The sequence below is a fragment of the Sphingomonas sp. genome, assembly GCF_026460985.1.
Lineage (GTDB): Bacteria > Pseudomonadota > Alphaproteobacteria > Sphingomonadales > Sphingomonadaceae > Sphingomonas.
In genome coordinates this window covers 1-23,739 of sequence record NZ_JAPKNM010000074.1, presented here as the reverse complement: position 1 = coordinate 23,739, position 23,739 = coordinate 1, and the positions used below count along the sequence as shown (strand labels likewise).

Below are 23,739 nucleotides of genomic sequence, written 5' to 3'. Positions count from 1 at the left end.
CCGTAGCGGCGGGGCGCGACCTGGCGGCGCGCGCGGCGCCGATCGGGCTGGGCTGCCGGGCGTGCACGCGGCCCGATTGCCCGCAGCGTTCGGCGCCGTCGGCCGGGCGCGCGATGCTGTCGAGCGAGCGCGAGAGCGGCGTGACGCCGTTCGGTTTCGCGGGCGACTGACCGCCGTCCGCGCAACCGAACGGACATAATCGGCCATATTTGCGTCCGGTTGCTCTGGAACCTGCGCGGCCGGGCGCGGTTGCGCCCCAAGATCCGGGTTTCACCCGGTGATGTCCCGGCTCCCGCGGGCTTAGCTTCGGGGGCGTGTCGAGAGGATGCGTATGTTGCTTACCCTGCTCGGGCTGTCGATCGCGGCGGCTCCTCCCCAAAATGCGGATGCGGCGATCGGCCGCTGGCGAACCCAGACGCGCGGCGGGATCGTCGAGATCCAGCGCTGCGGCACCTCGATCTGCGGGCGGATCCTCACCTCGGAGAAGCTTCGAAGCGATCCGAACCTGAAGGACGTCAACAACAGCAATGCCGCGCTGCGGGGCCGGCCGCTCCGCAATCTCCAGATCCTCGCCGGCTTCACCCAGAGCGGCAATGGCTGGACCGGCGGCAAGATCTACAATGCCGAGGACGGCAAGACCTATGGCGCCGACGTGACGCCCGCGGGCCCGGACACGCTCAAGGTCCGCGGCTGCGTCTTCAAGCCCTTCTGCAAGACCCAGACCTGGACCCGCCTGCGCTGAGGCGCCCGCCCGTTCCTTTCCCTATCCGCGTACAAGGATGCGTAAAATGTCCCATCTCAAGCTTCCGCTCGCCATTGCAACCGCGCTGGCGGGCTCGGCTGGCTTCGCCGCCTCGGCCAATGCCCAGGCCTTCTACCTCCAGGAGCAGGCCGCGCGCGCCGCGGGTCGCGCCTTCTCGGGCGAGGCCGCCGATACCGGCGCGGCGTCGCTCTGGTGGAACCCGGCCTCGATCGCGGGCTTGACCGATGTGGAGGCGACGGTCAGCGCCTCGTTGATCCTGCCGCGCGGCGAAGTCGCCGATGCCGGCACGCTGATCCGGCGTCCCGGCCAGGCCTTCGCGCCGGTCGGCGGCGATGCGGTGACGCGCAACCCGATCAACAACGGCGTGCTGCCCTCGGGCGCGATCGCGGTGCCGGTCGGTGATCGCCTCGCGTTCGGCCTCGCCGTGACTTCGCCCTACAGCTTCACCACCGATTATCCCGAGACGAGCTGGGCACGGTACAGCGCGCTCAAGACCGAACTGCGCACCGTCGACATCCAGCCCTCGGTCGCGTTCGCGGTGACCGACTGGCTACGCGTCGGCGCGGCGCTCAATGTCGAATATACCGATGCCAGCCTCGGCAACGCGCTGCCCAACGTCCTGGCGACCCTGCCCGACGGGCGCCAGGAGCTGAAGGGCAACGGATGGGATCTGGGCTGGAGCGCCGGCTTCCAGATGCACAACGACTTCGCCACGATCGGCGTCGCGTACAAGTCGGCGATCAAGCACAATCTCAAGGGCGATCTCGAGATCAGCGGGCTCGTCGGCCCGCTCGCGGCATCGAACATGTCGCTCTCGGACGTGGAGGCGAATTTCTACACGCCGGCGCAGGTGATCGTCGGCGCGCGCTTCCGGCTGAGCGATCGGCTCACGCTCAACGGCCAGGTCGTCCATTATGGCTGGAGCAAGTTCGACGCGATCCGGCTGGGATCGCCGGTCAACACCGCGATCCCGGAGAATTACCGCGACAGCTGGAGCCTCGCGACGGGCGTGGATTATGCCGCCTCGTCCAAGCTGACGGTGCGCGCCGGCGTGCAGCATGCCCAGACCCCGACCCGTGACGGCGAGCGCGACGCGCGCGTGCCGGACTCGGATCGCTGGAACTACGCCGTCGGCGCCTCCTATGCGCTGACCCCGGGCTTCACGCTCGATGCCGCGGCTAACTATGTCGACTTCAAGGACGCGACGATCGATCGCGTCACCGCGGCCTATCCGGGCACTGCGGCGCAGACGCCGGTCCTGACTTCGGGCACGCTCACCAATGCGCGCGCGCTGGTGTTCTCGCTCGGGGGGCGTGTGCGGTTCTGAGGTGGATCATCAGTTTCCCCTCCCTTTCAAGGGAGGGGATCAAGGGGTGGGTTAGCGACGGGCGAGGCTCGATGCCTCGTCCGTCGCTTTTTGCCGTCGGCATGAGTCTTTTTGGGCGCGCAGACGCACGCACCCACCCCCAACCCCTCCCTTGAAAGGGAGGGGCATGCGGCCATCGCATTCGTATACATGCCGTCGCGGCGCATCCGTCGCCTTGCCAGCCGCTCGGCCGCGCCGTTATCCTGTTGTGAAACCGGTTACAGGAGAGGCGTGATGCTTGGGCTGATGGTGGCGCTGTGCGCGATGATCGTCGCGATTCCGGCTGCGGCGCAGGTCGAGCAGTCGACCGCCGCGCGCGCCGATGCCAACGTGCCCAGCGTCGCCTCGCCCGACGGGCGGATCACGGTCGCGGTTACCACCGATGGCGACGGGCGGCCGCTCTACACGGTGAGCCGGGGCGGCAAGCAGCTGATCGCGCCCTCGGCGCTGGGCTTCCTGTTCACCGACGCGCCCAAGATGCAGCGCAACTTCAGGATCGAGAGCCGCGCGACCAGCAGCGCGGACACGCGCTGGGAGCAGCCCTGGGGCGAGTGGAAGACGATCCGCGACCGCCACAACGAACTGCGCGTCCGTTTCAAGGAGACCAAGGATCTCGGCCGGGTGATGGACGTGGTGTTCCGCGTCTTCGACGACGGCGTGGGCTTCCGCTACGAATTGCCCGACCAGCCCAATCTGAAGACCGCGCATATCGCCGACGAGATGACCGAGTTTTCGCTGACGCAGGATGGCGAGGCGTGGTGGATCCCGGGCTCGGAATGGAACCGCGACGAATATCAGTGGAATCGCACGCCGATATCGTCGGTGCCGCTCGCGCACACGCCGCTGACGGTGAAGCTCAGGGACGGCACGCACATCGCCTTCCACGAGGCGGCGTTGGTCGATTATTCGGGGACCTGGCTCCAGCGGGTCGAGGGCACGAAGCTCAAGACCGTGCTGATCCCGAGCGCGGGCGGGGCGAAGGTGGTGCGCGGCACGCCCTTCGTGACGCCGTGGCGGACGATGATCATCAGCGACGACGCGTCCGGGCTCTACATGTCGCACATCGAGCTCAATCTGAACGAACCCAACAAGCTGGGCGACGTCAGCTATTTCAAACCGTCGAAATATGTCGGCGTGTGGTGGGAGATGCATCTCGGCACCGCCGGCTGGGGTTCGACGCCCAAGCCGGGCGCGACGACCGCCAATGTGAAGCGCTACATCGACTTCGCGGCGAAGCACGGCTTCCCCGGCGTGCTGGTCGAGGGCTGGAATGTCGGCTGGGACACCGAATGGTTCGGCAACGGCAAGGGCTTCCTGTTCGACAAGCCCGCGCCCTGGTTCGACGCCGATGCGCTCGCCGCCTATGCGAAGAAGAAGGGCGTGCAGCTGATCGGCCATCACGAGACCGGCGGCTCGCCGAGCCATTATGAGGACCAACTCGAGCGCGGCATGGCCTTTGCGGCGGCGCATGGCGAGAGCGTGGTCAAGACGGGTTACGTCACCGATGCGGGGCAGCTCGAGCGCGTCGGGCCCAACGGCGAGCCCTTGCGCGAATGGCATGACGGGCAATTCTCGGCGCAGCATCATCTGCGCGTGCTCGAGATGGCGCACAAATACCGCATCGCGATCGATGCGCACGAGCCGATCAAGGACACCGGTCTCAGGCGGACCTATCCGAACTGGGTGAGCCGCGAGGGTGCGCGCGGGCAGGAGTATAACGCCTGGGGCGAGCCCAAGAACGCGCCCGAGCATGAGGCGAACATGGTGTTCACGCGGATGCTCGCCGGGCCGATGGACTTCACCCCCGGCGTGCTCAGCCTGACGGGCAAGGGCGGCACCCCGATCCTGTCGACCGAGGCGAAGCAGCTCGCCCTCTACGTCGTGCTCTATTCGCCGGTGCAGATGGCGGCCGACCTGCCCGAGAATTACGCGAAGCACATGGCCGCGTTCCAGTTCATCAAGGACGTGCCGGCCGACTGGGAGGATACGCGGGTGCTCAACGGCGAGGTCGGCGATTACGTCACCTTCGCGCGCAAGGAGCGTGGCGGCGCCGACTGGTATCTGGGCGCGGTGGGCGACGAGCAGGCGCGTACGATGGAGGTGCGGCTGGACTTCCTCGCGCCGGGCAAGGCCTATGAGGCGCAGATCTACCGCGACGGCGACGATGCCGACTATCGCACCGAGAAGCGGCACTCGATCGTGGTCGAGAAACGGCGGGTGACGGCGGCGGACGCGATGACGCTGCGGCTTGCGCCGGGTGGCGGCGCGGCGATCCGGTTCAAGGCGCTGAAATAAGCTAGATCCTCCCCCGGAGGGGGAGGGGGACCGCGAAGCGGTGGAGGGGTAGTCTCCACGAGCGATCTCGCGCGTGGCGCGCTACCCCTCCGTCAGCCTTCGGCTGCCACCTCCCCCTCCGGGGGAGGATTTGCACGGAGCGGTAGATTCCGTTTCGGAAACGTGCCTATGATCCCGTCCGGAGCGGCGCCAACGGAGGGGATCATGGCCACCGATTTCACGCTCAACGGCAGGCCGGCGAGGTTCGACGGCGATCCCGAAACGCCCTTGCTCTATGTGCTGCGCGACCATCTCGGGTTGACCGGCACCAAATATGGCTGCGGCATAGCCCAGTGCGGCGCGTGCACCGTCCATCTCGACGGCAGGAACCGGCGCTCGTGCGTCACGCCGGTATCGATGGTCGGGGGCCGCCAGGTCACCACGATCGAGGGCGTCGCGGGCAAGGAAGCCAAGGCGGTGCAGCGCGCGTGGGTGGCGATCGACGTGCCGCAATGCGGCTTCTGCCAGTCGGGGCAGGTGATGTCGGCGATCGGGCTGCTCAAGATCAAGAAGAAGCCGAGCGACGCGGATATCGACGCCGCGATGGCGGGGAATATCTGCCGCTGCGCCACATATGCCCGCATCCGCCAGGCGATCCACGACGCCGCGCAAGCGATGGAGGGCTGAAGCGATGAACGCCATCACTCCCACCCGACGCGGCTTCCTACAGTCGACGGGCCTCGTGCTCGGCATGGCGCTTCCGCTCGGCAAGGCGGCGAAGGCCGCGCCCGGCCAGGCCGGACTGCCCTTCGCGCCCAACGCCTTCGTTCGGGTGGGCCCGGACAATCTGGTCACCGTGATCATCAAGCATGTCGAGTTCGGCCAGGGCCCGGCAACCGGCCTCGCGACCCTGGTGGCTGACGAGATGGATGCCGACTGGAGCCAGGTCCGCGTCGAGATGTCGGCGGCCAATGACCCGCTCTACAAGAACCTCATGTTCGGCACGATGGGCACCGGCGGCTCGACTGCGATCGCCAATAGCTGGATGCAGATGCGCAGCGCCGGGGCTTCGGCCAAGGCGATGCTGGTCGAGGCGGCGGCGAAGCGCTGGGGCGTGCCCGCGAGCGCGATCAAGGTCTCGAAGGGCGTGGTCTCCAGCGGATCGCGCAAGGCGAACTTCGGCGAACTCGCAGCGGACGCGGCGCAGCTCAAGCCGCCCGAAAAGCCGGTGCTCAAGACCCCCGACCAGTTCACGCTGATCGGCAGGGACACGCCCAAGGTCGACAGCGTCGCCAAGGCCAACGGCACCGCGATGTTCACGATGGACATCCAGCGTCCCGGCATGGTGCATAGCGCGATCGCGCATCCGCCGGCGTTCGGCGGCACGGTCAAGTCGGTGGTCGACACCGCCGCGCTGGCGGTGCCCGGCGTGCTCGCGGTCCGGACGATCCCGCACGGCGTCGTCGTCTATGCGAAGGACAGCTATGCCGCGCGGCGGGGCGTGGCCGCGCTCGACGTGACATGGGATCTCTCCAAGGCCGAGAAACGCACCACCGACCAGCTCTACGCCCAATTCGCCGAGGCGTGCGAGAGCCCGGGCAAGCAGGTCGAGAAGACCGGCGACACCGCTGCAGCGCTCAAGGATGCCGCGAAGAAGCTCGAGGCGGTGTACCAGTTCCCCTATCTCGCGCATGCGCCGATGGAGCCGTTGGACGCCGTGATCGAGATGAACGGGGACCGGCTCCATGTGTGGATGGGCAGCCAGTTCCAGGTCGGCGAGCTCACCGCGATCGCCGCCACGCTCGGCGTGCCGCTCGACAAGGCGACGCTCCACCAGCAATTCGCCGGGGGCAGCTTCGGGCGGCGCGTGACGCCGGCGATGGAGTTCGCGATCGAGGCGGCGCTGGCGTTCAAGGCCTGGGGCAAGGGCCCGATCAAGCATGTCTGGACCCGCGAGAACGACATTCGCGGCGGGCGCTATCGCCCGCTCGTGGTGCACACGATCCGCGGCGGGCTCGATCCCTCGGGCAAGATCGTCGCCTGGGACCAGGTGGTCGCAGCGCAGAGCTTCATGAAGGGCACGCCGATGGAGGGGCCCGAGCTCAAGGAAAAGGGCGTGGACGACGCGCTCACCGAAGGCATCGCTGAGAGCTATAAATTCGCCAACCATTATGTCGGCCAGCACATCATGGAGGCGGGCGTGCCGACGCTCTGGTGGCGCTCGGTGGGCAACACCCACACCGCTTATGCGGTCGAGACCTTCGTCGACGAGTTGCTCGAGATGGCGGGCAAGGATCCGGTCGCAGGGCGGTTAGCGCTGATGGAGGATGAGCGGACCAGGGCCGTGCTCGCCAAGGTGGCCGAGATCGCCGGCTGGAACAAGAAGCCGCCGGCGGGCCGTGCGCGCGGCGTGGCGGCGTGGAAGAGTTTCGGCTCCTATGTCGCGCAGGTCGCCGAGGTGTCGAAGGGCGCCGACGGGCTGCCCAAAGTCCATAAGGTGTGGTGCGCGGTGGATTGCGGGATCGCGGTCAACCCCAACGTGATCCGCGCGCAGATGGAGAGCGGGATCGGCTACGGGCTCGGCCACGCGCTCTATTCGGAAGTCGAGATCGGCGAGGGCGGGATCGTCAAGCAGGAGAATTTCGACTCCTATCGCTCGCTCAGGATCTCCGAGATGCCCGAGGTCGAAGTGGCGATCATCGCGTCGGACAAGAACCCGACCGGGGTGGGCGAGCCGGGGCTGCCGCCGATCGCGCCCGCGGTCGCCAATGCGTGGCGCAAGCTCACCGGCAAGGCGGTGCGGCGGCTGCCGTTCAGCGTGGGAGGCAAGGCATGAAGGCGGGCGCACTCGCACTCGGCGCCGCGGCGCTGACCCTCGGCCTCGCGCTCGTCAGCCAGGCGCGCGAGCAGAAGGTGGAAGGGCTGAAGCCGGTCAGCGCCTTTGCCGGGATCGCCGATCCGGCCGCGCGCTCGGTGGCGATCTTCACCGAGATGGGCAAGGTGATCCAGCATCCGCGCTGCGTGAACTGCCACCCGCGCACCGATCGCCCGCTCCAGGGCGACGCGATGCAGCCGCACAACCCGCCGGTTTCGCGTGGGCCGCAGGATCGCGGCATGGCGGGGCTCGAATGCGGCACCTGCCACGGGCCGCGCAACGTCGCCTTCGCCAACGGCACGGGCAGCGTGCCCGGGCATCCCGAATGGCATGTCGCGCCGATCGCAATGGCGTGGGAAGGCAAGACGCTCGGCCAGATCTGCGCACAGATCAAGGACCGCAAGCGCAACGGCGGCAAGAGCCTCGATCAGATCATCGAGCACAATGCGCATGACTCGCTGGTCGGCTGGGGCTGGAACCCGGGGCCGGGCCGGACGCCGGTACCGGGGACGCAGGCGGAGTTCGGGGAATTGACGCGGGCCTGGGTGGCGAGCGGGGCGAAGTGTCCGACGGGGTAGGTGGTCGCTTTCGCCCCACAAGGGGAGAAGGAGCCATGGCCGCCGATCACCAATGTCGGCCATGAGCATATCGCTCTCTGAAGGGTTGAAGATGGGGCGCCGGCAACCTGGACTGGGTCACCGCCGAACCAGCAGCACGCCGATCAGGATGCAGGTCACGCCCGCCACGCGTGCGAGCGTTATCGGGGAACGATCCAGGCCCAGCAACCCGAAATGGTCCAGGATCACGGCGGCCGTCAGCTGCGCGCCGATCGTCAGGGTGAGCGTGAGGGCCAGCCCCAGCCTCGGCGCGGCGAAGGCGCCGTATAGTCCGCCGATCCACGCCCAGGGCGGGGCCTGACGCACCGAGGCGAGCGGCGTGCGATCGATCAGCAGCCAGGCCGCGACGACCAGCATGGTGCCGCCGAGGAACGAGATCGAGGCCGCCAGCCAGAGCGAGCCGGTGCTGCGCGCGAGCATCGCGTTGCTCGGGGTCTGAACGGCGACGCACAGGCCGGCAATGAGGGCGAGAATGATCGGGAGGATGTTGTGCATCGGATGCGCCCGGAGCTGAGCGTGGCGTTGTCAGGCGCCCTATAGGGTCGGCGGGTGCCGAAAGCGGATTGGGGCCGATGCACCGCAAAGTGCAGTCTGTCCGCTTGCTGTCCCCGGCGCCACGATGCATCATTGCAGAATGACCAAGTACCTCATCTCCTTCCCGAGCGAAGCGATGGTGCTCACGGCGGAAGAGTTCCCGATCGTCTCCGCCGATGCGCGTGCGGTGATCGAGGAAGCCAAGGCGGCCGGCGTCTACGTGTTCGCCGGGGGAATAGAGGAGCAGGTCGACCCCGTCCTGGTCTCGGGCGACGGATCGGTCTCCGCCCAAACCTATCCGGGCAGCCGATTGAAGGGCGGGTTCACGGTACTGGAATTGCCGACGCGCGAAGATGCCGTCGAATGGGCGCGGAAGATCGCCGTCGCCTGCCGCTGCGCGCAGGAACTCCGCGAGTTCATGTACGATCCGGCGAGCTAGGGCCGACCCACGCCGCCGGTCGTCCAGCCGACCCGTGGATCCTCGAAATCCACCACGTCGCGCAGCTCCCAGACGTTCGGATAGCCATAGCCGACCAGGTTGATGAAGGTCTGGATGTTGAGCGCCAGCGCGGGCTTCTTGAGCATCACCGGGGCGCGGTGGTTCGAGAAATTGTTGTTGCAGTAGATCAGGATCGGGCGGTCGCGATTGGGGCCGATCGCTTCGGCCAGCGCTTCGGCGGTGAAGTCGGTGAGCGGCAAATTGACCGCGCCCGCGATGTGCCCCTCGGCGAACTTGTCCGCCGAGCGGGCGTCGAGGATCAGCGCGTGCTTTTCCGCCGCCTTGGCCTTGAAGGCGGCGAAGTCGAGCAGCCGCTTGGCGCGGAGTGCGCGCACATCGGTGGCGAGCGTCGTGAAGCCGGCATAGTCGATCTGCGGGTTGGGCGCGGGATCGTCGGGAAGGGCGAGCAGCAAAGCGAGGGCAGGGAGCAGCATCGAAGGGCCTCCGGCGATCGAGGGCGTAACGATCGCAGGCGATGGCTGCACGAAGCCTGAACCACTCTATGCCGGGGTGACGGTGTGGTTGTTTGGCGTGGGCAAGGGGCGCTATCACCTCTGCCAGACCAATTGGGGGTGAGAGCGCATGGCCAGCCTGTTTCGCCTGAAGGCGATCGTCGCGGAGGAGGATCGGCCGGAGGCGCATCGCCTCCAGCGCACGCTCTCCTGGCCGCATCTCGTCGCGCTCGGCGTCGGCGCGATCGTGGGCACCGGCATCCTGACGCTGATCGGTGTGGGCGCCGATCGTGCGGGGCCGGCGGTGATCCTGTCCTTCGTCGTGGCCGGCGCGATCTGCGCCTGCGCGGCGCTGGCCTATGCCGAGATGGCGACGATGATCCCGGCCTCGGGCAGCGCCTACACGTACAGCTATGCCGTGCTCGGCGAGGTCGTCGCCTGGGTGGTGGGGTGGAGCCTGCTCGCCGAATATACCCTGGTGGTGGCGACCGTGGCGGTGGGATGGTCGGGCTATTCGGTCGGCTTCCTCGACGGGCTCGGCGTGCATCTGCCGGCGGCGCTGACGCATGGGCCGGTGATGTCGGGCTGGCAGGTGGTCGAATGGGGCGTGAACCTGCCCGCATTGTTCATCGTCGCGGTGGTGGCGGGGCTGCTGATCGTCGGGACCCGGGAGAGCGCGACGCTCAACGCGATCCTGGTGGTGGTGAAGCTGATCGCGCTCGCGGTGTTCGTCGCGGTGGCCCTGCCCTATTTCGACAGCGCCAACCTCGCGCCCTTCGCGCCCTTCGGCTTCGCCAAGCATATGGGCCCCGACGGGGTCGAGCGGGGCGTGATGGCGGCGGCGGCGATCATCTTCTTCGCCTTTTACGGCTTCGACGCGATCTCGACCGCTGCGGAGGAGGCCAAGAATCCCAGCCGCGACCTGGCGATCGGAATCGTCGGATCGATGGTGGCGTGCGTCGCGATCTACATGGTCGTCGCAGTCGCGGCGGTGGGGGCGCTCAGCTACACGCGCTTCGCCGACAGCCCCGAGCCGCTGGCGCTGATCCTGCGCGAGATCGGCCAGCCCAAGGTCGCGGCCTTCCTCGCCGCCTCGGCGGTGATCGCATTGCCGACGGTGATCCTCGCCTTTCTCTTCGGGCAGAGCCGCATCTTCTTCGTGATGGCGCGCGATCGCATGCTGCCCGAGAGCCTCGCGCGGGTGTCGCGGCGGGGCACGCCGGTGCGGATCACCATCTTCACGGCCTGCGTGGTGACCTTCTTCGCGGCGTTCTTCCCGATCGACCAGATCGCCGCGCTCGCCAATGCGGGCACGCTGACCGCCTTCGCGGCGGTGGGGATCTGCATGCTGGTGATGCGCCGGCGCGCGCCCGACGCCGTCCGCCCGTTCCGCACCCCCGCGGCCTGGCTGGTCGGGCTCGGCGCGGCGTTCGGCTGTCTCTATCTTTTCATAAGCCTCCCCCATCAGACCCAATTGTTGTTCGGGGCGTGGAACCTGATCGGGCTGCTGCTCTACTTCGCTTGGGCGCGGCGCAACGTGGACAAGGGGGCAATGTGAGCGGCTGGACGATCGGGATCATCGGCGGTTCGGGACTCTACGACGTCGAGGGGATCGAGGGCGGCGAATGGGTCGAGACGGCGAGCCCCTGGGGCCAGCCCTCGGACGCGTGCTTCGTCGGGCGGGTCGGCCATGTCCGCGCCGTGTTCCTGCCGCGGCACGGGCGCGGGCACCGGATCAGCCCGTCCGAGCTCAACGCGCGCGCCAATATCGACGTGCTCAAACGGCTCGGGGTGACGGACGTGCTCGCCGTCTCCTCGGTCGGCAGCCTGGTCGAGGACAGGCCGCCGGGCAGCTTCACCGTCGCCGACCAGTTCATCGATCGCACCAAAAGCCGGCCGTCGAGCTTCTTCGGCACCGGCATGGTGGCGCATGTGTCGATGGCCGACCCGGTCTGCCCGCGCCTGTCCATGCTGGCTGCCGAGGCGGCGCGGGCGGCGGGCGCGCAGACCCATGTCGGCGGCACCTATCTGGCGATGGAAGGCCCGCAATTCTCGACGCGTGCCGAGAGTCATCTCTACCGCAGCTGGGGCTGCCACCTCATCGGCATGACGGCCATGCCCGAGGCCAAGCTCGCCCGCGAGGCCGAATTGCCCTACGCGCTGGTCGGCATGGTCACCGACTATGATTGCTGGCGCGAGGGCGAGGAGGCGGTCGACGTCGCGCAGGTGATCGCGCAGCTTTCGGCGAACGCGGCCAAGGCGCGCGCGATGGTGATGCACCTGCTCCGCGCCCTGCCCGAGGTGCGGCCGGCGTCGCCGATCGACACCTGCCTGGACGCGGCGCTGATCACGGCGCCCGCCGCGCGCGATGCCACCGTGCTGGCCCGGCTCGACGCAGTGGCGGGCCGGGCGCTCGGCTGACACTGTCCGGGATCGGGAACCTCCATTTCGGATAAGTTTCTGGCGCCATGGTTTCGGCGTCGCTAAGCTTTCCGAAATCGGGGGGCTAACCAAATGAAAATCATGAGTCGCAGCTCGCGGCGTACGTTCGTCATGGGCGGTGCCGCCGCCGCCGCTTGCATGGGGCCGCTGGCCGTGGCGCAGCTCGCGGGCAAGTCGCCGGCTTCGCGCAAGGGTGCGGCCGCACCGGCGTCGCGAAGCGAGGTCGCCGAGTGGGAGCGGCTGGTGGGGGTCAGCTTCCTCGTCGCGGGCGAGGCGGGCAAGGTGCCGGCGAAGCTCGCGGCGGTGATGCGCCCCCCGGTCGACTCGAAGCGGCCGGCCGACCTGGCGCGCTTCCAGCCCTTCACTGCCTATTTCGAAGTGGACGCCCGTCTCGCGCCCGCGGGTCAGCAGACCTACCGGGTCCTGCATCCGGCAAAGGGCATGATCGACCTGTTCCTGACCCGCGGCGCCGACAAGCGCGGCAAAGCGGTCCTGCTCGCGCTGTTCAACTAGGGCCGGCACCCATGGCCGCAATGGGTGCTGACCCTGGGTCTTTCCCAAGCTATGGCGCTGTCCCGTAACGTCTCGGGGACAGGAGTGACTGGTTTGAAGAACGCGAAATTCGTCGGGCTCGGCCTTGCAGTGGTGCTGGTCGGCACCGCCGCGGTGGCGATGCAGGCCGGCGGTGAGGATCATTCGCAGGATGCGGCGTGGCACAACCGCCAGATGCTGGCGCTCGCGCAGCTGAAGGCGAGCGACGGCTGGCAGTCGCTGCCGGGCGGCCTGCGCTGGCGGCGGATCAAGGGCGACGGGCGCGGCCAGCACCCGACCGTGCAGGACGTGGTCAAGATCCACTATGCCGGCACGCTGATCGACGGCACCGAGTTCGACAGCTCCTTCGCGCGCGGCGAGCCGGCGAGCTTCCCGCTCGGTGCGCTGATCCCCGCCTGGCAGATGGCGGTGCCGATGATGGGCGTAGGCGACACGATCGAGATCGCCTCGCCTTCCGACCTCGCCTACGGCCCGGTCGGCAAGGGCCCGATCCCCGGCGGCGCGACCCTGCTGTTCAAGATCGAGCTGCTCGGCATCGGCGAATAGGCCGCTTTTTCTCTCCTTTCGCATTTTCCTCCCCGCAGTTTCGGAAAAAGGGAAAAGTGTGCGCGGTGCTCCAAGATTGACGCGATTGCGTCGGGACTGGAGTTCATGATTTGTTCCACGCGTAATCCTATTTTGCAAGCTCGGATGTTGCGCGGACGGCGGGCAGGTGGCCGATCCCAATCCTCCCCCGCCAGGGAGTGTTGGGTTGGATTGCCCCCGGCAATCCAAGCCCGTGCCGGGGGCACGGGCGACCCAACACTGTGTCAGCCGCAGGCTGACGGAGGGGGAGGACGGCGACTCACTATCGATGTGCTTCCGCCCCCTCCGACGCCTTCGGCGCCACCTCCCCCTGGCGGGGGAGGATTGAGTGGATCCGGGATGACGGGTGGCAGCAAAAAGGCCGCGGTGGGTGTCCACCGCGGCCGTTTTTTGTCGGTTTTCCGTGGCTCAGGCGGCGAGGTTGCGCAGCACGTACTGCAGGATGCCGCCGTTGAGGAAATATTCGAGCTCGTTGACCGTATCGATGCGGCAGCGGGTCTGGAAGGTCTCGGTCGCGCCGTCCTTGCGGGTGAGCGTGACCTCGACGTCCTGGCGCGGACGCAGCCCGGCGACGCCGGTGATGGTGAAGGTCTCCGAGCCGTCGAGCTTGAGCGTCTCGCGCGTCACGCCCTCGGCGAACTGGAGCGGGAGCACGCCCATGCCGACCAGGTTCGAGCGGTGGATGCGCTCGAAGCTCTCGGTGATCACCGCCCTAACCCCCAGAAGATTCGTGCCTTTTGCCGCCCAGTCGCGCGACGAGCCGGTGCCGTATTCCTTGCCGGCGATGACGACCAGCGGGGTGCCGTCGGCCTTGTGGCGCATCGCGGCGTCGTAGATCGGCATGACCTGGTCATGATATTTGGTCATGCCGCCCTCGACGCCGGCGACCATCTCGTTCTTGATGCGGATATTGGCGAAGGTGCCGCGCATCATGACTTCGTGGTTGCCGCGACGGGCGCCGTAGCTGTTGAAGTCCTTCCGGCTAACCTGATGTTCCTGAAGGAAAATCCCGGCGGGGCTGTCCGCCTTGATGCTGCCCGCGGGCGAGATGTGATCGGTGGTGATCGAATCGCCGAGGATCGCCAGCGGCTTGGCCTCGACGATGTCCTGAACCGGCGCCGGGGTCATCGTAAGCCCCTCGAAATACGGAGGATTCGCGATGTAGGTGCTGCCCGCGCGCCACGAATAGGTGTCCGAGCCGGTCACCGTGATGCCGCGCCAGTGATTGTCGCCCGCATAAACGTTCGAATAACGGGTACGGAACATTTCGTCGTCGATGTTGGCGGCGATCAGGCCCTGGACTTCCTCGTTCGAGGGCCAGATGTCCTTGAGGAAGACGGGACCGTCGGTGCCCTCGCCGATCGGCGTCTCGTACATGTCCTCGGTCACGGTGCCCTTGAGGGCATAAGCGACAACGAGCGGCGGCGAGGCGAGGAAGTTGGCGCGCACGTCGGGCGACACGCGGCCCTCGAAATTGCGGTTGCCCGAGAGCACCGAGGCCGCGACGATGTCGTTGCCGTTGATCGCCTGGCTGATCGGATCGGCGAGCGGGCCCGAATTGCCGATGCAGGTGGTGCAGCCATAGCCGACCAGGTTGAACCCGATCGCGTCGAGATCCTCGGTCAGCCCGGCCTTGTTGAGATAGTCGGTGACGACCTGGCTGCCGGGGGCGAGCGAGGTCTTGACCCACGGCTTGCGGGTCAGGCCGAGCGCGCGCGCCTTGCGGGCGACGAGGCCGGCGGCGATCAGCACCGAAGGGTTCGAGGTGTTGGTGCACGAAGTGATCGCGGCGATCACCACGTCGCCGTCGCCGATGCCGTGCTCGACACCCTCGACATCGACGCGCTCCGGACGGTCCTTCTTGTAGACCTTGAGCAGATCGGCGTTGAACACTTCGTCGACCGCATCGAGGCTCACCCGGTCCTGCGGGCGCTTGGGGCCGGCGAGCGACGGGCGCACGGTGCTCATGTCGAGCTCGAGGCTGTCGGTGAAGACCGGCTCGGGGCTGTCGACGTCGTGCCACATGCCCTGCGCCTTGGCATAGGCCTCGACCAGCGCGATCGTCTCGTCCGGGCGGCCGGTGAGACGCATATAATCCATGGTCTTCTCGTCGATCGGGAAGAAGCCGCAGGTCGCGCCGTACTCGGGCGCCATGTTGGCGATCGTCGCGCGATCGGCGAGCGTCATCGAGTGGAGGCCCGGGCCGTAGAACTCGACGAAGCGGCCGACCACGCCCTTGGCGCGCAGCATCTGGGTGACGGTGAGCACGAGGTCGGTCGCGGTGATGCCCTCGCCGAGCGCGCCGGTGAGCTTGAAGCCGACCACCTCGGGGATGAGCATCGACACCGGCTGGCCGAGCATCGCGGCCTCCGCCTCGATGCCGCCGACGCCCCAGCCGAGCACGCCGAGGCCGTTGACCATGGTGGTGTGGCTGTCGGTGCCGACGAGCGTGTCGGGATAGGCCACCGTCGCGCCGTCGGGCGCCGCCGACGACCAGACCGACTGGGCGATATATTCGAGATTGACCTGGTGGCAGATGCCGGTGCCCGGGGGGACGACCTGGAAATTGTCGAGCGCCTTCGAGCCCCATTTCAGGAACTCGTAGCGCTCCAGGTTGCGCTCATATTCGAGCTCGACATTCTGGCCGAACGACTGCGGCGTGCCGAACTCGTCGACCATCACCGAGTGATCGATGACGAGGTGGACGGGGACCTGCGGATTGATCTTGGCCGCGTCGCCGCCGAGCGCGGTGATCGCGTCGCGCATCGCCGCGAGGTCGACCACGCAGGGCACGCCGGTGAAGTCCTGCATCAGCACGCGCGCCGGGCGATACTGGATCTCGCGGTTCGAGCGCGCGTCCTTCTGCCAGTCGACGATCGCCTGGGCATCGTCCCTGGTGACGGTCTTGCCGTCCTCGAAGCGCAGCATGTTCTCGAGCAGCACCTTCATGCTGAACGGCAGCCTGCTGATGTCGCCGAGCTTCTTCGCCGCCTTGGGCAGCGAGTAGAAGCTGTAGGTGCGCGAGCCGACGGTGAGCGTGTCGCGGGTGCCGAGCGTATCGTTGCCGATGGCGGTCATGGGGCGCGGGATCCTTTCTTTGTCCGGCCCGGGCGCTCGGGGGACGCGATCCTTGCAGGAACGCGCGGGCGCGCCGGTAAGGTGCGAATGCGAGATTCGGGGCGGGCCTTAGCGCGGGAATGGGGGGAGGGGAAGGGGAGGGGTTGGGTGAGGGGCGGCCCGATAGCCGCCTTCACTACGGGCATTCGGAGTTGCGTGCCACAGAGGCAATAGTTTCGATCTGCGGGAAAAGATGTTGCGCTTAGGGAAGGAGCGCTGAAGTAAGCCATTGTACGACACTCGAATTTCGTATCCAATACTGGTAAGGCGTCTTATCGAATAGGATCCACGTGAAATAGGGGGGTGGATTGGCTTCCAATGAGCGTGTTGCGCATCGCTTCGGTGGTGTTTGGACCGAAATTAAGCTCAAGGCGCTAACTGAGTATCTGGATTTCTACCAGAACGCGCTGAAGAACCAAGGGTTCGAAACATGGTATATTGATGCATTCGCCGGAACCGGCGATCGTCACGCTGAGCTTCAAAGGGGCGGCATCTTCGAAGGCCAGCCGATCGAAAAAGTCGAGGAGATTCTCGACGGAAGCGCTCGAAAGGCGCTAAAGATCCGACCGCCATTCAACCACTACTGGTTCACTGAGCAGCATGCAGGTCGTGCGGAGACGCTTACCGCGCTAAAAGCAGAATTCCCTCAAGATATATCCGTGCGAACGGGAGAGGCTAATCTGGAGCTCCGGACTCTCTTCGCATCTCGCCCATGGTCCGCGGATCCCAGAGCAGGTCTCCAGCGAGGTGTCGTTTTCCTAGATCCCTATGGGATGAGTGTCGACTGGCGAACCCTTGAAACGTTGGCGGCGACAAAGCGAGTTGACGTGTGGTACCTTTTCCCTCGGAAAGCTGTTGTGCAACAGCTGGCGCGCGACATACGCGGAGTTGACGAAGGTAAGCGGCGGAAGCTTGCCCAGATATTTGGTAGCGACGAGTGGGAGGAAGAATTTTATCAGTCCCGCCCGGTTCAAGGTGGATTATTCGATCCGACCCCAGTAGAAACTAAGGGAAGGGTTGCCACGCCAGAGCAAATCAGCTTGTTCGCGCGGAAGCAATTGAATAAGCTATTTTGTTATGTTTCTGAGCCAATACCATTAATTGTTAATGGCAGTGATTTCTTTGAGCTATATTGCTTGTCAAATAATCCACCAGCGATAGCGCTAATTAACCGCGGCGTCGAACATGTCAGACGGAAATATACGCCGGCATCTCGTCGTAAGTTTGGCCCCTGAGAAGCCGCCCGGCGGCCTTCTTATTCCGCCCGCCCCACTGCTTGAAGAAGAAGGCGGTTCCGGCGAGCCGGCATAAATGCTCAATCTCCTCTACCCACTCGGCTGGCATGGGACGTGCGCGAGGCCCGCTCTCTCCTCCAACGATCGCCCAATCGACGCCAGTGAGGTCGGCTTCCGCCACGGATCCAATCAGTGGCTCAAACGAGATAAACCTGATCGCCGCAGGAGTGTCGCGTAACTCATCAATACGAGAAAGCACTCTGTGGTCTTCTACCGACGTCCCGAGCCAAACGTTCGGCAGTACGGAAAACTCCGGCCGAGAAAGTAGCTGGCGCATCCGTTCCGGTCGCTTGGTGAGCACTTGATAGGTATGTCGAGGCGTTGCGCCCATGACCGCCCAGACTTGAGCGATAAAATCGGTGTCCACGTCCGGATGGAAGAGGTCAGACATCGAATTTACGAACACCGTTCGAGGCTTACGCCAACGGAATGGTGCGGCTAGTGCCGCCTGATCTTGAAAGATCTTTCCGGTCCAAACGAAACGATCGCCGCTCTTCCGAGTCAAACCCGAATATTTCGGCGTGCCCATCGCGTCCAATCGCGCCGCCATGCGCATTGCATAGCAGTTGGTGCAACCGGCGGTCGCAACCGTGCATCCGGCGACCGGATTCCAAGTGACATCGGTCCACTCGATCGAGGTCTCTGCCATAGGCAATACTATAACAGAATCAACAGGTTAAGCAAATACTGCTAACCGATTCTAAAGATTCGAAAAATACGTCCTCGCCTTCGGCGGCCCCTCCACCATTTGCTGCGCAAATGGTCCCCCTCCCCGAGGCGAGCTCGGGGAGGAATTTTCCCGCCCTACATCCGCAAGCTCGCCCGCACATAGATATACCGGCCCGGAAGGTCGTGCACCGTCGGGTCGATATTGTTGAGGTCGCAGGTGATGCAGCCGGGCGCGCTGATGTTGAACAGGTTGTTCGCGCCCAGGGCGAAGCCGAACTGGTCGTCGGCGCCGGTGGAGAGGCGCAGCTGGAGGTCGGTGTAGAAGCGCGAGGGGAGGACGTTGCCGCCGGCTTCGTCGAGGGCGGAGATGTAGCGGCCGGTGATCGTCGCGCCGAAATCGCCGAGGTCCCAGTCGATCGCGCCGACCGCCTTCCACTTCGGGAAGCCCTGCGAGGGGCTGCCCTGCTCGGTGCCGGCGCGGCGGATCGTCTGGGTGCCGTCGGTGCCGGGGACGATCACGTCGTAATTGAACAGGAAGGTATTGTTCCAGGTGAAGCCGAAGCGGCCGGCCCCCGTGTCGCCGGTGCGCCAGGCAAGGTTGACGTCGAGCCCGTCGGTCTCGATCCCCGCGATGTTCTGCAACAGGCCGGAGACCTGGGTGAGTTGCGCGCCGGCGCGGGTGACGAGGGCGCAGGCCGTGGGGTCGTTGCTCACCACGCAATTGGCGACGGTCACCTCGGCATCGACCGTCTGGATCGCGCCGGTGATCTTGATGTTGTAGTAATTGGCTTCCAGCGAGAAGCCGCGGAGCCAGGACGGGCTGTACACGCCGCCCACCACCCAGCCCTTCGAGGTTTCGGGCGACAGGTTCTGGTTGCCGCCGACCAGGACCGATATCTGCGGATTGGCCTGGTTGTAGCTGCCGTTCGCTGGCACCCCCGCGGCGATGCAGTTGGTACGCACCGTCGTGTCGTTCTGGAAGTTGCGCGCCGCGGTGTTGCCCGCGTGCGAGGAGCAGGGATCGTCGAGCGTCTGGTCGAAGCGCGACTGGGTGCCGAACAATTCGCCGATCGAGGGGGCGCGGAAGCCTTCGGAATAGGAGCCGCGCAGCCGGAGGTCGCGGATCGGCTTCCAGTTGAGGCTGCCCTTGAAGGTGGTGGTCGAGCCCGAGGTCGAATAGTCCGAATAGCGGACCGCGCCGTTCAGCTCGAGCAACTGGAAGAAGGGCGTGTCGGACAGGATCGGCGCCTCGATCTCGGCATAGGCCTCCTTGACCGAATAGTCGCCGCGGGTCGGCTGGGCGGGGATGTCCGAGCTGAAGCCGGCGGCGACGATCGGATCGGGATCGAAGCGGCCCTTGAGCTCGCGATACTCGGCACCGAACGCGACGCCGAGCCGGCCGCCGGGCAGGTCGAAGAGCGAGCCCGAGAGGTTGGCGCTGACGTTCCAGCTCTCCTGCTTGCTGCTGTCCTCCTGGACGAAGGTGACATAGTCGAGCATCGGCTGGGTGATCGAGCCGGCGCCGCCGAAGAGGTTGAAGGGCACGCAGGGCGCGGTGCACGCCGCGAGCGGGCCGAGCGCCTGGCGGAGGCGGCCCGAATGGATGTTGCCGAACATCTGCTGCTCGGCCTTGTTGCGGCCGTAGCTGGCGTTGACGTCCCAATACCAGCGGCCGCCGGCGAGCTGGAAGTCGCCGTCCAGCGTCGCGACGCCGTAGAGGGTCTCGACTTCCTGGTCGAAACGGCGCGGGCCGCCCTCGACGAAGCGGCGGAAGATGAAGTCCATGTTGGTGGCGTCGAGCGTCACGCCGAAGGGGTTGTACGGGTTGGTGGCATCGACCGGGGTGCCGTCTAGCACGGGGGTGATGCCCGCGGCGGGGCCCACGCCGAAGGGCAAAGGCGCGGCCTGGTTGCTCGACTTGCGCTTGTTCCAGATGCCCTTGACCGAGAAGTTGATGTTGTCGGCCAGCTCGGCGCGCAGATTGGCGAAGGCGCCGTAGCGCTCGAGCGGGATCTGGAGATAGTTGAACGGGGCGAAATTGAAGCGGTCGCCCGGATCGGCGAAGTCGCGGAAATCGGCGGGCGTCGCGGCGCGGCCGAGGACGGGGGCGATCAGCGTGAGGTCCTGACCGAAGATCGCGTAGCGGCCATTGGGCAGGAAGCCCGAGCAGCCGCCCGCGGCGCAGCTATCGGCATAGGGCGCCGGATAGCGCGAGATGGCGCGGGAGCCCGCCGACACGCCTTCCTGCTTCACATAATTGCCGCCGACCACGATCTGGAACGGGCCGCTGCCATTGCCCCAGCTCAATTGGTAGCTCTGGGTGAAGCCGTCGCCTTCGTCGAACATGCCGTGCTGGGCGGAGGCCATGAGGCCGTCCTGGCGCTTCTTGGTGATGATGTTGACCACGCCGGCGATGGCGTCGGAGCCGTAGATGGCCGAGGCGCCGTCCTGGAGCACCTCGACGCGCTCGATCGCGCTGTCGGGGATGGCGTTGAGATCGGTCGAGCCGGGGACGCCGCTCGCCGAGGCGCCGTTGACGAAGCGGATGCCGTCGACCAGCACGAGCACGCGGCGCGAGCCGAGATAGCGCAGGTCGATCTCCGCCGCGCCCGCGCCGACGCCGCCGCCGTCGGGCGGATTGCCGAGATTGCCCGAATTGTTGAACCGCGAATTGAGCCCGCCGCCCGAGCTGGGCAGGCGCTGGAGGACGTCGTTGATCGAGCTGAGCCCGGTCTTCGAGATATCGGCCTGGTCGACCTGCACGACGGGCGCGTCCTGCGCGAGCGGATCGCGGCGGATGCGCGAACCGGTGACGACGACTTCGTCCTGCGGCTCGGGCTCCGCGGCGGGCTGGGGCTCGGTCTGCGCGTGCGCGGGCTGGAGGGAGAGCGCCATGATGGCGATCGCGGCGAGCGATACGCAGCTCGATCGTGCGGATTTCGACATGATTTTCATCCCGGCCTGATCCAACAATGTCCGTTGGTCGCCGCGGTGTTGCGGCCGGGTAATGCGGGAAAACCCGGACATGCCGGGAGATTTGTCGGTATCCCGGCGCGTTTTGCGGACGCCTGTTGCGTCATGGCCACGGATCGGCGCTTCGATCGACAGCGCGGGCGGCGGCGCATCGGGATTTGTGCCGATAGTGCGGATCGGGGCGGGGGCCTAGCTTCCTCCGGCGGGCTGGGCCTGGTCCCGGGAGGTCGACATGAAAGGCAAGCTCACGATCGCGGCGATGGCGATGCTGGCGGCACAGCCCGTGCCGGCGCTCGAAGCGCAGACGCGGCCCGGCTGGGACCGGCCGACGCCCCTGCCGCAGCCCGTCCCGGGCCGGCCGCAGGTCCGGCCGCCGCGGGGCGACGGCTTTGCGGGGCGCGTCACCTGCGAATCGCGCAACAACCGCACCCAGCGCTGCAACGCGCGGACGCAGAACCGCGTCGAACTGCTGACGCGCTCCGCGGCATGCGGCCGCGGGAACTGGGGGTACGACCAGCGCCATATCTGGGTCTCGCGCAACTGCCGCGGCACCTTCGCTTACGGCTATGGACGCAATTCGTGGGACCGTCCGGGAAGCGGCGGCCCGAGCGCCGGGGCGATCATCGGCGGGGTGACCGTGGCGGCCGGGCTCGCGGCGTTGCTCGGCAGCCGGAACAATGCGCGGCCGCCGTCTGCGGTGGGCAATTATCCGCCGCCCCCGCCGCCGCCGCGCGAGCCCGAGGCGCGGCCCCTACCCGAGCCGGAACCCGAACCCGAGCCGGAAGCGCCCGCGGGCCCGTTCCCGCCGGGGCCGCCCGCCAAGGTGGTGGCCGACCTGTCGGTGTTGCCCGCCGACTCGCGGCCGTCGATGAACACCTGTTTGCAGGAAGCCGCGCGCCAGGTCGGCGTGACCGGCGGCACGCAGGTGCGCTTCGACCGGCTGACCTGGATCGAGCCGGGCAATGGCGGCTGGCGCTTCCGCGCCCAGCTCATCGCCACCTATCCCGACGCCGAGCGCATCCTGCCGCTGTTCTGCCGCGCGACTCCGACGCGGGTGGTGGAGCTCGACTTCAGGACCTGAGAACCGCTCTGGGCGGCCGCGGCCTCCTCGAGCGCGCTCGGGGGGAGGGTTTTCGTGCGCCGAGACGTCCCAATAACTTCATGTAAATGACACAATTCTGCGCAGACAAATTCTGGTAACATTCAAGTTAGCCAAGATCGCATCTGGACTCTGCGCGGAAGAGCAATAGAATATCGTGAGTCTGTTCTCTTTGTAGCGGAAGGAGTGAGGCGATGTCTGTTTGCACGACCATTCAGCAGCAAGTTTATTGTCTGGCGATCAAGATCTGCGCGGCGGCGACGCAGACCGGCGATTCGACGACGCTGGAGGCCTATCTGGAGACCCAGCTGCAGGACCTGCTGAGCGATAGCGACTTCAACAATGGCGACGACTGGACGATCGCCTGGGGGCCCGCGGTGTGGCAAGCGCCGTTCAGCACCTTCTCCGACCAGGCCGTGGCGGTCTGCTACAACAGCACCCAGAATACCTATGTCGTGCCGATCTCGGCGACCAATCCGAACGCGCCGTACAACGTGTTCTTCGAGGATCTCGCCGCGGTGCCGCATTACATGGTGCCGGTGCCGGGCGGCAATGCGGGGAACGTCACGGTCGGCAACTATGCCGGGCTGCAGGCGCTGCTGAGCCTCAGCGCGGGCGGGAACACGCTGCAGGATTTCCTGAGCAGCGTGGCGGGCGCGTCCGACGATCTGGTGTTCTGCGGGCACAGCCTGGGCGGCGGACTGACGCCTCTGCTCGCCTACACGCTCTACCCGAAGGGGACGACCGGCAGCGGCTGGGGGAATGTCTACACCTTCCCGACCGCGGGGCCGACCACGGCGGACGCGGGCTTCGCGAGCGCGTTCGACGCCGCTTTTCCGATCGTCACCGGCAGCGGCTACCAGATGTGGAACGCGAACCAGTACAATGCCCATGACCTGGTGCCCAACGCCTGGGCGCCGGGCGACGGCAGCACGCCGGGGCTGGCGCAGATCACCAGCACCGTCATCTCCTGGCTCGGCGGGATGTACTATACCGGCGTGGAGATGAGCGCGGAGATCGCCACGCTGCGCACGATCGCCGAGACCTTTGCGGGCGGATCGGCCAACCCGTTCGTCGCGTGCAACAACAACAACCTGTTCACGGGGCCGCGCGAATACGGCCAGATCACCGACAATGCGACGCTGGAGAAGGAGATCCTCTACCAGCACACCACGGCCTATAATGTCGAGTTCGGCGTGACGGCATTGTTCGACGACGCGACCGTGCAGGCGACGATCCAGCCGCCCTTGCTCCCGCTGGTCCGCGGGGTAAGCGGAGTCGCCAGCGCAGTGGCAGCGGCCACCGAGGCCGCGGAGGCGCAGACGGCCGAGGCGGAACCCGAACCCAGCGTGGCGTGAAGGCACGGCGCACCGCCTGCCCGGGGTGGGCGGTGCGCAGTCCGCAAGAGCCGTATGTCGTCCACTGCCAAACCCATGGCCGACAATGCGTACGGACCCTAGGTTGTATCGACATTCAGTCTGAAGGCCCCCCTCCCTTCAAGGGAGGGGCAGGGGGTGGGTGCGCGCGTCTGCGCGCCTAAAAGATTCGCCAATCGTGCAGCAAAAGGCACCGGCCGGGGCATCGAGCCCCGGCCGGTGCCAACCCACCCCTAACCCCTCCCTTGAAG

20 protein-coding genes are annotated in these 23,739 nt (G+C 66.7%); 15 read left to right on the top strand and 5 right to left on the bottom strand.

Annotated elements, in window-relative coordinates:
* The 7 genes from MT490_RS12500 to MT490_RS12470 form a co-directional block, all read left to right on the top strand.
* Positions 1–170, top strand: a 170-nt coding sequence (locus tag MT490_RS12500) for a short-chain fatty acyl-CoA regulator family protein (RefSeq protein ID WP_297388036.1), incomplete at its 5' end; no start/stop codon positions are given.
* 161 nt (positions 171–331) lie between these two features.
* Positions 332–742 carry a DUF2147 domain-containing protein gene (locus MT490_RS12495; RefSeq protein ID WP_297388033.1) on the top strand — a complete coding sequence of 137 codons (411 nt, stop codon included), beginning with the start codon at positions 332–334 and terminating at the stop codon, positions 740–742.
* A 46-nt stretch (positions 743–788) separates the two neighbouring features.
* Complete coding sequence (locus MT490_RS12490; protein ID WP_297388026.1) at positions 789–2,090, top strand: porin; 1,302 nt, start codon at positions 789–791, stop codon at positions 2,088–2,090.
* Between the two features lie 285 nt (positions 2,091–2,375).
* Positions 2,376–4,424, top strand: coding sequence for a glycoside hydrolase family 97 protein (locus MT490_RS12485; protein ID WP_297388030.1), 2,049 nt, complete (start codon positions 2,376–2,378; stop codon positions 4,422–4,424).
* Between the two features lie 204 nt (positions 4,425–4,628).
* A complete protein-coding gene (locus MT490_RS12480) occupies positions 4,629–5,090 on the top strand; it encodes a (2Fe-2S)-binding protein (RefSeq protein ID WP_297388023.1) in 462 nt (153 codons plus the stop codon).
* 4 nt (positions 5,091–5,094) lie between these two features.
* The gene (locus MT490_RS12475; protein ID WP_297388021.1) at positions 5,095–7,239 is read left to right on the top strand and encodes a xanthine dehydrogenase family protein molybdopterin-binding subunit; all 2,145 of its coding nucleotides are present in this window, start codon (positions 5,095–5,097) and stop codon (positions 7,237–7,239) included.
* Entirely contained in the window at positions 7,236–7,856 is a 621-nt protein-coding gene (locus MT490_RS12470) for an Isoquinoline 1-oxidoreductase subunit (protein ID WP_297388020.1), read from the top strand. The genes MT490_RS12475 and MT490_RS12470 overlap by 4 nt, the downstream gene beginning before the upstream one ends.
* Positions 7,857–7,973: 117 nt before the next feature.
* Here MT490_RS12470 and MT490_RS12465 read toward each other — a convergent pair whose 3' ends face one another.
* Positions 7,974–8,390 carry a DMT family transporter gene (locus MT490_RS12465; RefSeq protein ID WP_297388018.1) on the bottom strand — a complete coding sequence of 139 codons (417 nt, stop codon included), beginning with the start codon at positions 8,388–8,390 and terminating at the stop codon, positions 7,974–7,976.
* A 139-nt stretch (positions 8,391–8,529) separates the two neighbouring features.
* Here MT490_RS12465 and MT490_RS12460 point away from each other — a divergent pair, with 139 nt between their 5' ends.
* Positions 8,530–8,868: a transcription initiation protein gene (locus MT490_RS12460; RefSeq protein WP_297388016.1), complete on the top strand. Its 339-nt coding sequence runs from the start codon at positions 8,530–8,532 to the stop codon at positions 8,866–8,868.
* Here MT490_RS12460 and MT490_RS12455 read toward each other — a convergent pair.
* Entirely contained in the window at positions 8,865–9,362 is a 498-nt protein-coding gene (locus tag MT490_RS12455; RefSeq protein ID WP_297388013.1) for a rhodanese-like domain-containing protein, read from the bottom strand. The two genes, MT490_RS12460 and MT490_RS12455, sit on opposite strands and share 4 nt — an antisense overlap.
* Positions 9,363–9,510: 148 nt before the next feature.
* On the opposite strand from MT490_RS12455, the gene MT490_RS12450 reads away from it, so the two are divergent.
* The 4 genes from MT490_RS12450 to MT490_RS12435 all read left to right on the top strand — a co-directional run bounded on the left by MT490_RS12450 (position 9,511) and on the right by MT490_RS12435 (position 12,920).
* A complete protein-coding gene (locus tag MT490_RS12450) occupies positions 9,511–10,938 on the top strand; it encodes an amino acid permease (RefSeq protein ID WP_297388010.1) in 1,428 nt (475 codons plus the stop codon).
* The gene (gene mtnP, locus MT490_RS12445) at positions 10,935–11,801 is read left to right on the top strand and encodes an S-methyl-5'-thioadenosine phosphorylase (RefSeq protein ID WP_297388007.1); all 867 of its coding nucleotides are present in this window, start codon (positions 10,935–10,937) and stop codon (positions 11,799–11,801) included. Before MT490_RS12450 ends, mtnP begins: the two co-directional genes overlap by 4 nt.
* A 102-nt stretch (positions 11,802–11,903) precedes the next feature.
* Positions 11,904–12,335: a hypothetical protein gene (locus MT490_RS12440; protein WP_297388004.1), complete on the top strand. Its 432-nt coding sequence runs from the start codon at positions 11,904–11,906 to the stop codon at positions 12,333–12,335.
* A gap of 93 nt (positions 12,336–12,428) precedes the next feature.
* Positions 12,429–12,920: an FKBP-type peptidyl-prolyl cis-trans isomerase gene (locus tag MT490_RS12435; RefSeq protein WP_363321747.1), complete on the top strand. Its 492-nt coding sequence runs from the start codon at positions 12,429–12,431 to the stop codon at positions 12,918–12,920.
* A gap of 447 nt (positions 12,921–13,367) precedes the next feature.
* Here the strand turns inward: MT490_RS12435 and acnA are convergent, their stop codons facing one another.
* On the bottom strand, positions 13,368–16,037 hold the full coding sequence (acnA, locus tag MT490_RS12430) for an aconitate hydratase AcnA (RefSeq protein ID WP_297388001.1): 2,670 nt from the start codon (positions 16,035–16,037) through the stop codon (positions 13,368–13,370).
* Between the two features lie 347 nt (positions 16,038–16,384).
* On the opposite strand from acnA, the gene tcmP reads away from it, so the two are divergent.
* Positions 16,385–17,311: a three-Cys-motif partner protein TcmP gene (gene tcmP, locus MT490_RS12425; protein ID WP_297387998.1), complete on the top strand. Its 927-nt coding sequence runs from the start codon at positions 16,385–16,387 to the stop codon at positions 17,309–17,311.
* Here the strand turns inward: tcmP and MT490_RS12420 are convergent.
* Entirely contained in the window at positions 17,265–18,020 is a 756-nt protein-coding gene (locus MT490_RS12420; RefSeq protein ID WP_297387995.1) for a DUF5131 family protein, read from the bottom strand. The two genes, tcmP and MT490_RS12420, sit on opposite strands and share 47 nt — an antisense overlap.
* Positions 18,021–18,175: 155 nt before the next feature.
* Entirely contained in the window at positions 18,176–20,986 is a 2,811-nt protein-coding gene (locus MT490_RS12415; protein ID WP_297387993.1) for a TonB-dependent receptor, read from the bottom strand.
* Positions 20,987–21,245: 259 nt separating this feature from the next.
* Here MT490_RS12415 and MT490_RS12410 point away from each other — a divergent pair, with 259 nt between their 5' ends.
* Both MT490_RS12410 and MT490_RS12405 read left to right on the top strand, forming a co-directional pair.
* Positions 21,246–22,094, top strand: a complete 849-nt coding sequence (locus tag MT490_RS12410; protein WP_297387991.1) for a DUF3011 domain-containing protein — start codon at positions 21,246–21,248, stop codon at positions 22,092–22,094.
* A 212-nt stretch (positions 22,095–22,306) separates the two neighbouring features.
* Positions 22,307–23,470 (top strand): hypothetical protein, encoded by a 1,164-nt coding sequence (locus tag MT490_RS12405; protein WP_297387988.1) that lies wholly within the window; start codon positions 22,307–22,309, stop codon positions 23,468–23,470.
* Positions 23,471–23,739: the final 269 nt, after the last annotated feature.

Excerpts from the sequence above, each read along its gene's own strand:
- MT490_RS12485 (WP_297388030.1), top strand. The coding sequence starts at position 2,376 with ATGGTGGCGCTGTGCGCGATGATCGTCGCGATTCCGGCTGCGGCGCAG.
- MT490_RS12450 (WP_297388010.1), top strand. The coding sequence starts at position 9,511 with ATGGCCAGCCTGTTTCGCCTGAAGGCGATCGTCGCGGAGGAGGATCGG.
- MT490_RS12460 (WP_297388016.1), top strand. The coding sequence starts at position 8,530 with ATGACCAAGTACCTCATCTCCTTCCCGAGCGAAGCGATGGTGCTCACG.
- MT490_RS12415 (WP_297387993.1), bottom strand. The coding sequence starts at position 20,986 with ATGTCGAAATCCGCACGATCGAGCTGCGTATCGCTCGCCGCGATCGCC.
- MT490_RS12455 (WP_297388013.1), bottom strand. The coding sequence starts at position 9,362 with ATGCTGCTCCCTGCCCTCGCTTTGCTGCTCGCCCTTCCCGACGATCCC.
- MT490_RS12470 (WP_297388020.1), top strand. The coding sequence starts at position 7,236 with ATGAAGGCGGGCGCACTCGCACTCGGCGCCGCGGCGCTGACCCTCGGC.
- MT490_RS12440 (WP_297388004.1), top strand. The coding sequence starts at position 11,904 with ATGAGTCGCAGCTCGCGGCGTACGTTCGTCATGGGCGGTGCCGCCGCC.
- MT490_RS12490 (WP_297388026.1), top strand. The coding sequence starts at position 789 with ATGTCCCATCTCAAGCTTCCGCTCGCCATTGCAACCGCGCTGGCGGGC.
- MT490_RS12420 (WP_297387995.1), bottom strand. The coding sequence starts at position 18,020 with ATGGCAGAGACCTCGATCGAGTGGACCGATGTCACTTGGAATCCGGTC.
- acnA (WP_297388001.1), bottom strand. The coding sequence starts at position 16,037 with ATGACCGCCATCGGCAACGATACGCTCGGCACCCGCGACACGCTCACC.
- MT490_RS12480 (WP_297388023.1), top strand. The coding sequence starts at position 4,629 with ATGGCCACCGATTTCACGCTCAACGGCAGGCCGGCGAGGTTCGACGGC.
- MT490_RS12465 (WP_297388018.1), bottom strand. The coding sequence starts at position 8,390 with ATGCACAACATCCTCCCGATCATTCTCGCCCTCATTGCCGGCCTGTGC.
- MT490_RS12410 (WP_297387991.1), top strand. The coding sequence starts at position 21,246 with ATGAAAGGCAAGCTCACGATCGCGGCGATGGCGATGCTGGCGGCACAG.
- MT490_RS12495 (WP_297388033.1), top strand. The coding sequence starts at position 332 with ATGTTGCTTACCCTGCTCGGGCTGTCGATCGCGGCGGCTCCTCCCCAA.
- MT490_RS12475 (WP_297388021.1), top strand. The coding sequence starts at position 5,095 with ATGAACGCCATCACTCCCACCCGACGCGGCTTCCTACAGTCGACGGGC.
- MT490_RS12405 (WP_297387988.1), top strand. The coding sequence starts at position 22,307 with ATGTCTGTTTGCACGACCATTCAGCAGCAAGTTTATTGTCTGGCGATC.